This window comes from [Acidovorax] ebreus TPSY, from assembly GCF_000022305.1.
GTDB classification, from domain to species: Bacteria; Pseudomonadota; Gammaproteobacteria; order Burkholderiales; family Burkholderiaceae_C; genus Diaphorobacter; species Diaphorobacter nitroreducens.
In genome coordinates this window covers 3,437,531-3,450,563 of sequence record NC_011992.1, presented here as the reverse complement: position 1 = coordinate 3,450,563, position 13,033 = coordinate 3,437,531, and the positions used below count along the sequence as shown (strand labels likewise).

Genomic DNA, 13,033 nt, shown 5'->3' with positions numbered 1-13,033 from the left:
GGAATTCCGCTTGTCAAACAAAAGGGCACATCTAGACCTTTTGTGTATCTCACGGCTATACTCGCGGTCTTGATTTGATTCACTGACTGTTTTCCAACTACAGGAGCATCGCCATGGCTTCGGCGTTTGGAGTACGCCTGCGACGCTTGCGTGAGGCGAAGAAGTTGACCCTGCAGCAGGTCGCCGACGCGGTCGGCTGCACCAAGGCCTACATCTGGGAACTAGAAATGAAGGACGGGCAGCGCCCGTCCGCAGAACGGATTCAGGCCATCGCTAAGGTGCTGGGCGTGACGATGGCAGACGTGATGGGCGAGCCGATCAAAGAGGTTCCCCAAGCCAGCCCCGAGGACGTGGCCTTTTTCCGCGAGTACGCGGGGATGACGGACGAGGAAAAGGATCGCTACCGGCAGGCGCTCAAGATCATGTTCCCCGACAAGGGCGAAAGCGGGGGCTGAGGATTGAGCGCAGCGCAGGCCCTCACTGGTTCCATTGCCGCCAACACCCTCCAGAAGTGGTTGCGGGCGTGGCACCGTGAAGGCGTGCCCGATGCCGTCGATCTGGATACCGTCCGGCAGATGCTGCCGTCCACGCCCTACGGCGCAGGCGTTCGGGAGATCAAGACCCCGATGGTGCTCGTCATCGACAGCTGCGAAGGCATGTTGGTGCGCAACCCGAACGACACCGCCGAGTGGGGCATCTTCTACAACGGCAAGGCCAGCCCTGAGCGCCGACGCTTCACCATCGCCCACGAGCTGGGTCATTTCATTCTCCATCGCGGTCAGCGGCAAAGCTTCAACTGCGACAAGGAAAGCGTCTATTCCGGCATCGACACCATCCGCGTCATCGAGCGCGAGGCCGACGACTTCGCCAGCAACCTGCTGATGCCCGGTGATCTGCTGCGCGAGTGGATCTCGAACCAGCGCATCGACCTGCACGTCCTCAGCGCCATGGCCAAACGATTCCAGGTTTCGTTCGAGGCGCTGTGCATCCGCTTCATCAAATTCACCCCGCAGCGCGCGATCCTCGTCTATTGGGACAACGGCTACGCGAAGTACGAATGGCGCAGCAGCAGCGCCGTCAAGACGCGGGCGCGCATCAGACGCAATGGCGATCCGGCAGAACCGTTGCCGGGGACGCTGGCCGCGGATGCCAGCATCGATCAGGAGTGGGATGGCACCGAAATGTCTGCCGCGATCTGGTGCCCGGAGGAAGCGCAGCACATGAAGCTGCGCGAGTTCAAGCACAGCTACGGCGCGCGTGATCGCATCCTCACGCTGCTCCTGCTCGAAAGCGCCGAGCCGCGCTCATGGGATCGGTCGTGGAAGGACGAGGACAGCTTCGACAGCTTTGATCAGTTCATCTCCTCGGGTCAGCACGCCGTTCGGTGAGCAGGAGGAAATTGGGAGGAAATATGTCGTATTCAGGTATCTCAATCCGTGAAGCTCTCGACAAGATCAACGCACCGAATGGAGGGTGGTATCTCCCTCAAGTTCAGCGTCAATATGTGTGGGGGGCCCGCCATGAGTCGGAAACCTACATCTGCTTGCTACTTGACTCGCTGCTGAAGCGCTACCCGATTGGCGGCATTGTTCTGTGGGAAACGGCTCAAAAGGTTCCTTATCGTCGTTTCATTGGCGATTACACGTCAGGCCAGTATGCAAAACAGGTAGATGAGGGGCTTTGGGGCGCAGCTAAGTCTCTCGTGTACGACGGTCAGCAGCGCCTGCAAACGCTCTACTCGGTGCTACGCAACAGGTTCAATGACCTCGTTCTCCACTTTGATTTGCTATTCGATCAAAAGAATGCGGAAGCAGACGAAACGGGTTTTCACTTTCGTTATTCCGGAAGTGCTGCGGAGCCTCGTTACCTCCGGATGACAGAGTTGTCTATCTTGCCGTGCAATGACGATGAGAAAATTGCTCTTGAAGATCGAGTGTTGCCAGCTGCGGCTGGAAATCGAGATGTCGAGCGCCTGATTCGAAGGAATCTAAACGCTCTGTGGGACATCTTTGTAGAGACCGAGCACAAATCCATTGCCTACTTTTCAGTAAGGGCGGACACGCCAAAGGAGGTGAACGAGGTTTTTCGACGTTTGAACACTGGGGGCGTCGCGCTGACCCAACTGGAACTTGTGCTTGGCAAGATCAAGGCGGTCCATTCTGACTATGAAGAAAAGCTTTGGACGCTTGCTGAGACCATTGAGCGGAAGAGCGGCATCAAGTTCTCGTCGACGGCGGTGCTGCAGTTCTTCCACTTGCTAATCAAGAACACGATTCGCATCGACGAGGACCGTCTTGAAAGTGCAGATATCCGCGCTTTTCAGAACGCCTTGCAAAATGACACTGAACCCTTGGTTGAGGTCTTTTCGGGCTACCTAAGAGGGCTCTTGAGCATCAATCATGCATCTATTGTCCCACGCTGGCTGGCCGTATTGCCTCTTGCCGCCTACCTGACTGTGCGCAAGCGCAAGGGGCATGAATGGCGCATCCGGGCCCTGTCAGCGCCGGAACTACAACAAATCCATCAATACTTCCTCCTTTCGCAATTTTGCGACTGGAATACTCAAACGATGGTCAATGCCTTTGCTCGTGAGGCTATCGCGTCGGCCGAAGGTGGTCAGTGGTTTCCTCTTGCAAAAATTCGACAAATCGCCGTCGAGAAAAACCGAACCGGAGATCTGCACGAGTACCAGTTGCTCAGTCAGCCTTGGCTGGCGACAAAGGTATCGATGCCTCACCGCAGCTACGTCTTTCACGAAAACAAGCCGCAGGTCGACCACATATTTCCGGTCAATCTTGACGGGGCGGACGAGGCCTATCAGCAGGCTGTAGATGTTCTATGGAACTTTCAGCCAATGCCTGCCGAGGTCAATAACTACAAACGAGCTCGTCATCCAAGGGAGTTCTTTCAAAGTGATGACGGCAGTAAATACTGGGCATCTTACGACCTTATTCCATTGGCCGACCCCAGATCCTGGACTCAGTCCGACGCCAGTCAGTGGAATGACCATCTGACGTTTATCGCATTTAGGAAGCAGAGGATGCTTGACGAGTTGGCGAGGCTTTATGGATTGAGTCTCACGAAGCCTGTGGTAGCGCAGACGGCAGGAGCGGTCGCTGCTTAACAGTTCATCTCGCCCCATGACCTTTAGCCCGTGCATCTCCGCTAAATCACGTTACGCGAAGTGTCCTCGGTTTCTAGCATGAGCAGCGTTTTCTATCGAAACGTCAGCCATGCCAGAACGCCAACCCATCTCCATTTCTCCGCCGTCTGACCGGCCTCGACACGCGCAGCAGGAAATCGCCGACCTGCTGGCCGCTGCACTCCTGCGCCTGCGCGCGCGTCCGTCGCGCGACACCATCGAAACCAGCGAGTGCGTTCGCCTTGGCTTCCCCGGCCAACAGCGCGTGAATGCGAACCCCGATCACAACAAAGGAGTTCGCCCATGACGGCACACGCAAAACCATCCACTACCTCGGTCGCCGCACGTGTCGCGGCGCTTCCCCATCTTTCGATGGACGACCTCTGGGCGCTCTGGGATGACCATTTTGATGAGCGCCCCGGCCATCACCATCGCACTTGGTTGGAGAGCCGACTGGCCTACAGGATTCAGGAACGTGCCTTCGGTGGCCTGAGACCCTCGCTGCGCAAGAAGCTCGAGGAAGTCGGCGAAACCGGCATCCTGCCCAAGCAACTGCGCAGCGACAGCCAGCGCCTGCTGCCCGGCACCATCCTCACGCGCATCTACGACGACGTCGAGCATCGCGTGCTGGTGCGCGGTTCGAACGATTTCGAATACCAAGGGCAACGCTTCAAGAGCCTGTCCGCGATTGCGGGCCACATCACGGGCAGCCACTGGTCGGGCCCTGTGTTCTTCGGCCTCAAGTCGCCGGCATCGAAGAAGGTGATGGCATGAGGTCGCCGCGCGCCAATCCGCTGCCCTCGGGCAGCCAAAGCATCACGCCGAAGAAGCGCTGCGCCGTCTACACCCGCAAATCCACCGACGAAGGGCTGGATCAGGAATACAACAGTCTCGAAGCCCAGCGCGACGCAGGCCTCGCCTTCATCGCTAGTCAACGGATTGAGGGCTGGATCGCCGTCGGCGACGGCTACGACGATGGCGGCTACTCCGGCGGCAACATGGATCGTCCCGCCTTGCGCCGCCTGATGGTTGACATCGAAGCCGGGAAGATCGACACCGTGGTCGTCTACAAGATCGACCGCCTCACACGCAGCCTGCCAGATTTCGCCAAGCTGGTGGAGGTGTTCGACCGCAACGGCGTGTCCTTCGTCTCGGTCACACAGCAGTTCAACACCACGACCTCGATGGGACGGCTGACGCTCAACATCCTGCTGTCCTTCGCACAGTTCGAGCGCGAAGTCACCGGCGAGCGCATCCGCGACAAGATCGCCGCCAGCAAGGCCAAGGGCATGTGGATGGGCGGCGTGCCGCCCCTGGGCTATGACGTGGTCGAGCGCAAGCTCGTCGTCAACGAACGCGAGGCGGCATTGGTGCGCGACATATTCAGGCGCTACGGCGAGCATGGCTCGGCGGCGCGGCTCGTGCGCGAACTGGTCATCGAAGGCCACACCACCAAGGCGTGGGTGACGCAGACCGGGCGCGAACGCTCGGGCCGCACCATCGACCAGCAGTACCTCTTCACGTTGCTGCGCAACCGCATCTACCTCGGCGAAATTTCTCACAACGAGCAGTGGTATCCGGGTCAGCACGAGGCCATCGTCGCCCCGGCCCTATGGGACGCTGTATATGCCTTCATCGAACGACGCAAGCAAGCGCCGCGCGAGCACGCAGCCAAGCATCCGGCACTGCTGGCGGGTCTGCTGTTCGCGCCCGACGGGCAACGCATGCTGCACTCCTTCGTCAAGAAGAAGAACGGACGGCAGTACCGCTACTACGTCCCGTACCTGCACAAGCGGCGAAACGCGGGCGCGAGCCTGTCGCCCGGTACGCCGGACGTGGGTCATCTGCCCGCCGCCGAAATCGAGAACGCGGTGCTGGCGCAAATCCACGCGGCACTCTCGGCTCCCCAGATGCTGATCGCGGTCTGGCGAGCCTGCCAGCAGCACCCCGCAGGTAGCACGCTCGACGAAGCGCAGGTGGTGGTGGCGATGCAGCGCATCGGCGACGTGTGGGCGCAGTTATTCCCCGCCGAGCAGCAACGCATCACACGACTGCTGATCGAGCGGGTGCAGTTGCACGGGCATGGACTGGATATCGTCTGGCGCGAGGACGGTTGGATCGGATTCCGTGCCGACATCAGCGCGCATCCGCTGGTCGAGGAAGCCCGTGAGCACCCTGAGGAGGCACTGGCATGACCACCTCGGTGAACCCGCGCAAACGCACAGTCCACATCGAGGTCGGAGTCGATGCCCGCAGCTATGTCAGCGATGGGCAGCGCGTCACGCTGGTGCCGCTGACCATCAAGCGCCGCCAGAACCGCAAGTTGCTGATTCCGCCCACGCCCGACGCCGCCGCTGCGACGGGCGGCTTCGATGTGCCGATGATCAAGACGCTCGGCAAGGCGTTCTACTGGAAGCAGCTGATCGACGACGGCACCTATCCGACAACCTCGGATCTTGCACGAGCGCTGAAACTGGAACCGGGCTGGGCGGCCGAGGTGCAGCGGATGACCATGCTGGCCCCGGACATCGTCGAGGCAATTTTCGAAGGTCGCCAGCCCCGGCAGCTGAACCTACACACGCTGCGTGGCCGCGAAGACCTGCTGCCGCGCGACTGGGGCGAGCAGCGTCGGCTGCTCGGCTTCCCCGACGCCTGACCCTTTCATCCCCGACTTCCCCGATGACGGCGAGCCATGTGCTCGCCGTCTGCTTTTGGGCGGGATCTGGCGGATTGGCGAACCCGAAGTTTCCGCGTGGTTCGCCATTGCGTCCCTTAAAGGTTCGCCACCCGAAGTTTGGAATGACACCTGTTCCCCAACAACGTCACAGGAGCATTCCATGCAGACACCAACCAGCAGCATTCCCCGGTCGCCCCAGCAGGCGATCAAAACCATGTCACCCGGTGATCGCCGGGTGCTCAACGAAAACGAGCTCGCGCAACGTTGGGGCGTCAGCCCCAAGACCTTGCAGCGCTGGCGCAGCGAAGGTCGCGGCCCGCGCTACATGAAGCTGTCCAAGCGCGTCGGCTACCCCGTGGACGCGGTCATCCAGTTCGAGCGCGAAGCGCTGCACGACTCGACGTCCGAGCGCGCGGCGGGCTGAGGAGCGATGCCATGAACGACATCACCATCTTCCCCGCTGACATCGCAGAGCTGTCTGTCAGCCAACTGGCTGCATTGCCGCCCGCGCAGAAGCACGAGATCGACCAAAACCTCGATGCCGCCATCGACTGGCTGAAGAAGGCCCGCGCCAAGTTCGATGCGGCGCTGGATCAGTGCTACGGCGAGCAGGCCCGTACCGCGCTGCGTGAATCCGGCCGTGACTTCGGCACCGCCCACATCAGCGATGGCCCGTTGCACCTGAAGTTCGAGCTGCCCAAGAAGGTCAGCTGGGATCAGAAGCGACTGACCGAAATCGCCGAACGCATCGTCGCCTCAGGCGAGAAGGTCGAGGGTTACCTCGACATCAAGTTGTCCGTCTCCGAATCCCGCTTCACGAACTGGCCGCCTGCCTTGCAACAGCAGTTCGCCGCCGCTCGCACTGTGGATTCCGGCAAGCCGTCTTTCACTCTTTCCATTGATTCGGAGTAATGACCATGAGCACCAACCTCATCGCTTCGCTGCGTCAACAGCTGCCGTCCATCTACGGTGAACACCTTCCCGACGAAATCCGGTATCGCCGCGCGGACGGCCAGGACGTCGTCGTCCCGCTCGATGCCGCCACGGTCGACGAACTGGCCTTCGCCATCCAGACGGCCAACGCGGAATCGCTGGCGCTCGGCCGCCGCCGTACCGCGCTGGAAGAACTCCACACGGAGGTGCGCAAGCGCGCCGCGCGTGGGGCCGACCGCATCGCCGACGTGTCGTGGGAGGGTTGATCATGAGCGCGATCATTCCCTTCCAGTTCGAAGCGCACGCCGTGCGCGTCCAGGTCGATGATCAGGGGCAGCCGTGGTTCAACGCCACCGATGTCTGCGATGCCCTGGAAATGGGCAATCCGTCTCAGGCGATCAAGACGCACGTCGATGCCGAGGATCTCCAGAAACTGGAGACCCTTACGGCGGGTGGCCGTCAGCGCCAGAACCACGTCAATGAATCGGGCCTCTACGCCCTGATCCTCGGCAGCACTAAGGACGCCGCCAAGCGTTTCAAGCGCTGGGTGACCAGCGAGGTGCTGCCAGCGATCCGCAAGACCGGCGGCTACACCGTGCCCGGCGCGCTGGCGACCTTGCCCGCGCCGACCCACGACCGGGTTTCCGCGATCCTGCTGATCGGTGAGGCCGTGGCGAAGGTGCCGGGCGTGAAACCGGGCATCGCGGCGGCGGCGACGCTGACCTGCATTCAGGAGAACACCGGCATCACCACCGAGGTGCTGCGTCGCGCGCTGCCATCGGCCAACGAACCGATCTGCGCCTTGAACGCCACGCAGCTCGGCAAGCTGCTCAACCGCTCGGCGAAGGCCACGAACCAGATGCTGGCGGCCGGCGGCTTTCAGTTCCGCAACGAGCGCGACGAATGGGAGCTGACCGAGGCCGGTGAGGGGTGGGCCGAGGCTATGCCGTACTCGCGCAACGGCCACAGCGGCTACCAGATCCTCTGGAATCCTGCCGTCGCCGAGCAGTTGAAGGAGGCCGCGTGATGAGCCTCCCCATCATCTCCGCGAAGCAGCGCATGGCCGAGCGCAAGGGCGTGAAACTGCTGATGCTCGGCAAGTCCGGCATCGGCAAGACCACCCGGCTCAAAGACCTCGATCCGAAGACCACGCTGTTCATCGACATCGAGGCAGGCGATCTGGCCGTGGCCGACTGGCCGGGCGACACCATCCGACCGGCGTCTTGGCCCGAGAGCCGCGACTTCTTCGTGTTCCTCGCGGGCCCGGACAAGTCGCTGCCGCCGGAGTCTGCCTTCTCGCAGGCGCACTACGACCACGTCATCGAGAAGTTCGGCGACGCGACGCAGCTCGACCGCTACCAGACGTTCTTCCTCGACTCGATCACGCAGTTGTCGCGCCAATGCTTCGCGTGGTGCAAGACGCAGCCCGGTGCAACCAGCGACCGCTCCGGCAAGCCTGACCTGCGCGGCGCCTACGGCCTGCTGGGCCAGGAAATGGTGAGTGCCTTGACCCACCTGCAGCACGCACGCGGCAAGAACGTGGTGTTCGTGGCCATCCTCGACGAACGCCTCGATGACTACAACCGCAAGGTGTTCGTGCCGCAGATCGAAGGCAGCAAGACCAGCCTGGAACTGCCCGGCATCGTCGATGAGGTCGTGACGCTGGCCGAGATCAAGGCCGAGGACGGCAGCGCCTACCGCGCCTTCGTCACCCACACCGTCAATCCCTACGGCTTCCCGGCCAAAGACCGCAGCGGTCGTCTCGACCTGCTGGAGCCGCCGCATCTCGACGCGCTGATCGCCAAGTGCGCGGGCGCATCCGCTACGCCCGCCAGCGCCGCCACCCCCACACACATCGAATCTCAGGAGTAATCGCAATGACCGCATGGAATGACTTCAACGATGCCGACGCCCAGCAATCCGGCTTCGATCTGATCCCCAAGGGCACCACTGTCCCGGTGCGCATGACCATCAAGCCCGGTGGCTACGACGATCCCGAACAAGGCTGGGGCGGCGGCTACGCCACCGAGTCCTTCGAGACCGGTTCCATCTATCTCGCCGCCGAATTCGTGGTCACCGCTGGCGACCATGCCAAACGCAAGATGTGGTCGAACATCGGCCTGCACTCCAAGAAGGGGCCGACCTGGGGCCAGATGGGGCGCAGCTTCATCCGTGCCGCGCTGAACAGCGCACGCAACGTCCACCCGCAGGACAACAGCCCGCAGGCCGCCGCCGCGCGCCGCATCCAGGGCTTCCACGAACTGGATGGCCTGGAGTTCCTGGCCCGCGTCGACATCGAGAAGGACGGCAAGGGCCAGGATCGCAACGTAGTCAAGGTGGCGGTCGAACCCGATCACCCCGACTACGCCAAGTTGATGGGCGTGCCGCCCAAGGCGTCGGGCGGTGGCACGTCCGGCGCTCCGGCGCAGGCAGCCCCCGCGTATCAGACACCGGCTCCGCAACGCGCACCCGTGACCGGCAAGCCGTCTTGGGCTCAGTGAGGGGGCGATGAAATGCTGGGTCTGCAAACGACAGGCCCGGGGATTCGGCCACACCGACAACCGACACGGTGTCGGCAATCCCCGGCGCTACCCCATCGACTGGGTGTTCTGCTCGCAACGCTGTCAAAACGCGTTTCATGCGCTGTACGGCAATTGGCTGCGAGCCAAGGAAGGTCGCACCGATATCAAGGGGGTCGCCATGATCGATCCGTCTGATGTCGAGCTGGCCGCGATGCGCCAGTGCCTCAAGGCTTTCGGCGAGACAGCGGGCGAGATCGGCTTCACTAAGCCGCTGGGCGACTACTCCGAAGCGGAAGCGCTGCGGGTGATCGATGCCATCGTCACCTGCTGGTCGGACGCGATGGTCGCGCACCACGAGGCCACCAAGTACCCACCGGTGCGAGGCATGACGCCTGCGCCCGATCCGTTGGCACCCGACGCCGCCAATCCGTTCGCGGATCTGGAGGACGACCTGCCTTGGGAAGAACTGAAGGGGAAGAAGCCATGATCGACTTCAACTCCTCATTGAGCATCTCGGGCCAGGTCACCGCCTTGGTGGACGCCGGGATACAGCAGGCCCGCGCCCGCCAGTCCGAGCGCCAGTACCTTGGTGCCTCGCGTCTGGGCGTGGCCTGCGAGCGCGCGCTGCAGTTCGAGTACGCCAAGGCTCCCATCGACCACGGGCGCGACACCCCGGGGCGGATGTTGCGCATCTTCGAACGTGGCCACGTCATGGAAGACTGCATGGTGGCGTGGCTGCGCGACGCGGGTTTCGACCTGCGCGCCCGCAAGTCAGACGGTGAGCAGTTCGGTTTCTCGGTGGCCGACGGTCGCCTGCAAGGCCACGTCGACGGCGTCATCGTCGCGGGCCCCGTGGGCTTCGCCTATCCCGCGCTCTGGGAATGCAAATGTTTGGGCAACAAGTCCTGGAGTGAGCTGGAGAAAAAGGGGCTGGCCATCTCCAAGCCCATCTACGCCGCGCAAGTGGCGATCTACCAAGCCTATCTCGAACTGCACGAGCACCCGGCGATCTTCACGGCTCTCAACGCCGACACGATGGAGATCTACACCGAGGCCGTGCCCTTTGATGCAGCCCTGGCCCAGCGCATGTCGGATCGGGCGGTGAAGGTCATCACGGCCACCGAGGCGGGAGATCTCCTGCCTCGTGCCTTCAATGACCCGACCCACTTCGAGTGCCGGATGTGCGCGTGGCAAGACCGCTGCTGGAGAACAAAAGCATGAACACCACGACTTTGAATCATGTGCTCGGCGAGCAACTGATCGACGTACGCCAGGCTGCACTGATGTTCAACCTGCCCTCGTACTGGCTCTCGCAAGCGAAGGAACGAAAGCAGCGTCGCATTCCCCATTACCGCGTCGGCAAGCTCGTGCGGTTCAAGCCTGCAGAGCTGGAAGCGTGGATCGTCGGGCAGCAAGCGTCTGGCGAGGAGTCTGCGGATGCTTGATTTCAACGACACGCAAAAGCCCGCTCCTCGTGACCTCGATGCCGAACGCGACGCAATCCGCGAGGCATTGCTCTCGCGGCTGGAATCGGTACTGGCAACGCTGTTCCCTGCAGGCAAGAAGCGCGGTGGCAAATTCCTGATCGGCGACGTGCTCGGTAGTCCGGGCGACAGCCTGGAAGTCGTGCTCACCGGTGACAAGACCGGCCTGTGGACGGATCGCGCCACTGGCGACGGCGGCGACATTTTTTCCCTGATCGCGGCCCACCTCGGCATCGATGCGCACACCGACTTCCCACGCGTGCTCGATACCGCGACCGAACTGGTCGGGCGTGCTCCGGCGACTCTGGCGCGCAGGGGCAAGAAGGATGCTCCCGTCGATGACCTCGGCCCCGCCACCGCGAAGTGGGACTATCTCGACGCCCAAGGCCATCTCATCGCCGTCGTCTACCGCTACGACCCGCCCGGACAGAAGAAACAGTTCCGGCCCTGGGATGCGAAGCGGCGCAAGATGGCACCGCCCGACCCGCGTCCGCTCTACAACCAGCCAGGGATGACCAGTGCCGCGCAGGTGGTGCTGGTCGAAGGCGAGAAATGCGCGCAGGCGCTGATCGAGGCGGGCATCGTGGCCACCACGGCGATGCACGGCGCGAACGCCCCGGTCGACAAGACCGACTGGTCGCCGCTTTTGGCCAAGGCCGTGTTGATCTGGCCCGACCGCGACAAACCGGGCTGGGAGTACGCCACGCAAGCGGCACAGGCCATCCTGTCGGCGGGGGCCAAATCCTGCCACGTCCTCTATCCGCCCGAAGAGGCCGCCGAGGGCTGGGATGTGGCCGACGCCATTGCCGAGGGCTTCGATGTCGCCACCTTTCTCACCCACGGCCCACGCTTGCAGATGCACGACGTGGCCGATGACGTCGATCCGGTGGTCAGCAGCGACGAATCCGTCTGGGGTACGGAGGACGCGCTGGCGCTGTCCTTCACCCGCCGCTACCACCGCGACTGGCGTTACGTGGCTGGCTGGGGCAAGTGGCTGGTGTGGGACGGGCAACGCTGGCGCACCGAGGACACGTTGGCCGCCACGGACTTGATCCGCAGCGTCTGTCGCCAGACCGCCGTGCGCGCCGACAACCCCAAGGTCGCGGCGAAGCTTGCCAGCGCCAGCACGGTCGGGGGCGTGGAACGGCTGGCGCGTGCTGACCGCAGGCACGCGGCCACCACCGACGAATGGGATGCTGATCCGTGGCTGCTCAACACGCCGGGCGGCGTGGTCGATCTCAAGACAGGCCGGATGCGCCCGCACGAGCGCGCCGACCGGATGACCAAGATCACCACAGCAACGCCCAGCGGCGACTGCCCGACGTGGAAGCAGTTCATCGACGAAGTCACGGGTGGCGACAAGGAACTGCAGTCCTACCTGCAACGGATGGTCGGCTACGCGCTGACCGGATCGACGCAGGAGCACGCGCTGTTCTTTCTGTACGGCACGGGCGCGAACGGCAAGTCGGTGTTCGTCAACACGCTGGCCACCATCCTGGGCGACTACGCGACCAATGCGCCGATGGACACCTTCATGGAGACGCGCACCGACCGGCACCCGACCGATATGGCGGGGCTGCGCGGCGCACGCTTCGTGGCGGCCATCGAAACCGAACAGGGCAAGCGCTGGGCCGAATCCAAGCTCAAGAACCTGACCGGTGGCGACAAGATCTCTGCGCGCTTCATGCGCCAGGACTTCTTCGAGTTCTTCCCGCAGTTCAAGTTGTTCGTGGCGGGCAACCACAGGCCCGCCATTCGCAACATCGACGAGGCGATGAAACGCAGGCTGCACCTGATCCCTTTCACGATCACCGTGCCGCCCGAGCGCCGTGACAAGAACCTGCAGCAGAAGCTCCTGGCCGAACGTGACGGCATCTTGGCGTGGGCCGTGCAGGGTTGCCTCGACTGGCAACGCCACGGACGACTCTCCCCGCCGCAGCGGGTGGTGGACGCCACCGAGGAGTATTTCGAAGCCGAGGATGCGTTGGGCCGCTGGCTCGATGAGCGTTGCGTGCGCGAGGCCAACGCCAAGTCGCTGACGGCAGAACTGTTCAACGACTGGAAGCCGTGGGCAGAGGCAGCGGGCGAGTTCACCGGTTCGCAGAAGCGCTTTGCCGATCTGCTGCTCAACCGGGGCTTGGATAAATGGCGCAACGGCATGGGCTTGCGCGGGTTTCAGGGCATTGGCCTCAAGTACCCGCCAGCACCCACCTACACCCCTTACGCCGATGACTGACACAACCGCGTCTGACGGATCGGACGGACTACGTCGTAA

17 protein-coding genes are annotated in these 13,033 nt (G+C 62.8%); all 17 read left to right on the top strand.

Annotation, left to right across the window (positions count from 1 at the left end; all coding sequences use genetic code 11):
• Positions 1–113 precede the first annotated feature (113 nt).
• The 17 genes from DTPSY_RS16200 (at position 114) to DTPSY_RS16120 (ending at position 12,994) form a co-directional block, all read left to right on the top strand.
• Entirely contained in the window at positions 114–455 is a 342-nt protein-coding gene (locus tag DTPSY_RS16200; protein ID WP_015914483.1) for a helix-turn-helix domain-containing protein, read from the top strand.
• Between the two features lie 3 nt (positions 456–458).
• Positions 459–1,388: an ImmA/IrrE family metallo-endopeptidase gene (locus DTPSY_RS16195; protein WP_238526547.1), complete on the top strand. Its 930-nt coding sequence runs from the start codon at positions 459–461 to the stop codon at positions 1,386–1,388.
• Positions 1,389–1,411: 23 nt separating this feature from the next.
• Entirely contained in the window at positions 1,412–3,124 is a 1,713-nt protein-coding gene (locus tag DTPSY_RS16190) for a DUF262 domain-containing protein (protein ID WP_015914481.1), read from the top strand.
• A gap of 109 nt (positions 3,125–3,233) precedes the next feature.
• The gene (locus tag DTPSY_RS18255) at positions 3,234–3,449 is read left to right on the top strand and encodes a hypothetical protein (protein ID WP_094766854.1); all 216 of its coding nucleotides are present in this window, start codon (positions 3,234–3,236) and stop codon (positions 3,447–3,449) included.
• Positions 3,446–3,916 carry a DUF2924 domain-containing protein gene (locus tag DTPSY_RS16180; protein ID WP_015914480.1) on the top strand — a complete coding sequence of 157 codons (471 nt, stop codon included), beginning with the start codon at positions 3,446–3,448 and terminating at the stop codon, positions 3,914–3,916. Before DTPSY_RS18255 ends, DTPSY_RS16180 begins: the two co-directional genes overlap by 4 nt.
• The gene (locus tag DTPSY_RS16175) at positions 3,913–5,337 is read left to right on the top strand and encodes a recombinase family protein (protein WP_015914479.1); all 1,425 of its coding nucleotides are present in this window, start codon (positions 3,913–3,915) and stop codon (positions 5,335–5,337) included. Before DTPSY_RS16180 ends, DTPSY_RS16175 begins: the two co-directional genes overlap by 4 nt.
• A complete protein-coding gene (locus tag DTPSY_RS16170) occupies positions 5,334–5,798 on the top strand; it encodes a hypothetical protein (RefSeq protein ID WP_015914478.1) in 465 nt (154 codons plus the stop codon). The genes DTPSY_RS16175 and DTPSY_RS16170 overlap by 4 nt, the downstream gene beginning before the upstream one ends.
• A gap of 181 nt (positions 5,799–5,979) precedes the next feature.
• Positions 5,980–6,243: a helix-turn-helix transcriptional regulator gene (locus tag DTPSY_RS16165; RefSeq protein WP_015914477.1), complete on the top strand. Its 264-nt coding sequence runs from the start codon at positions 5,980–5,982 to the stop codon at positions 6,241–6,243.
• Positions 6,244–6,254: 11 nt separating this feature from the next.
• Complete coding sequence (locus DTPSY_RS16160) at positions 6,255–6,731, top strand: hypothetical protein (protein ID WP_015914476.1); 477 nt, start codon at positions 6,255–6,257, stop codon at positions 6,729–6,731.
• Between the two features lie 5 nt (positions 6,732–6,736).
• On the top strand, positions 6,737–7,018 hold the full coding sequence (locus DTPSY_RS16155) for a hypothetical protein (RefSeq protein WP_015914475.1): 282 nt from the start codon (positions 6,737–6,739) through the stop codon (positions 7,016–7,018).
• Positions 7,019–7,020: 2 nt separating this feature from the next.
• Positions 7,021–7,779: a BRO-N domain-containing protein gene (locus DTPSY_RS16150; protein WP_015914474.1), complete on the top strand. Its 759-nt coding sequence runs from the start codon at positions 7,021–7,023 to the stop codon at positions 7,777–7,779.
• Positions 7,779–8,624 carry an ATP-binding protein gene (locus tag DTPSY_RS16145; protein ID WP_015914473.1) on the top strand — a complete coding sequence of 282 codons (846 nt, stop codon included), beginning with the start codon at positions 7,779–7,781 and terminating at the stop codon, positions 8,622–8,624. The genes DTPSY_RS16150 and DTPSY_RS16145 overlap by 1 nt, the downstream gene beginning before the upstream one ends.
• A gap of 5 nt (positions 8,625–8,629) precedes the next feature.
• Positions 8,630–9,253: a hypothetical protein gene (locus DTPSY_RS16140; protein WP_015914472.1), complete on the top strand. Its 624-nt coding sequence runs from the start codon at positions 8,630–8,632 to the stop codon at positions 9,251–9,253.
• Positions 9,254–9,260: 7 nt separating this feature from the next.
• Positions 9,261–9,761 carry a DUF6511 domain-containing protein gene (locus DTPSY_RS16135; RefSeq protein WP_015914471.1) on the top strand — a complete coding sequence of 167 codons (501 nt, stop codon included), beginning with the start codon at positions 9,261–9,263 and terminating at the stop codon, positions 9,759–9,761.
• Positions 9,758–10,495: an isoleucyl-tRNA synthetase gene (locus DTPSY_RS16130; RefSeq protein WP_015914470.1), complete on the top strand. Its 738-nt coding sequence runs from the start codon at positions 9,758–9,760 to the stop codon at positions 10,493–10,495. The genes DTPSY_RS16135 and DTPSY_RS16130 overlap by 4 nt, the downstream gene beginning before the upstream one ends.
• Positions 10,492–10,719: a helix-turn-helix domain-containing protein gene (locus DTPSY_RS16125; RefSeq protein ID WP_015914469.1), complete on the top strand. Its 228-nt coding sequence runs from the start codon at positions 10,492–10,494 to the stop codon at positions 10,717–10,719. The genes DTPSY_RS16130 and DTPSY_RS16125 overlap by 4 nt, the downstream gene beginning before the upstream one ends.
• Positions 10,712–12,994: a phage/plasmid primase, P4 family gene (locus DTPSY_RS16120; protein ID WP_015914468.1), complete on the top strand. Its 2,283-nt coding sequence runs from the start codon at positions 10,712–10,714 to the stop codon at positions 12,992–12,994. The genes DTPSY_RS16125 and DTPSY_RS16120 overlap by 8 nt, the downstream gene beginning before the upstream one ends.
• Positions 12,995–13,033: the final 39 nt, after the last annotated feature.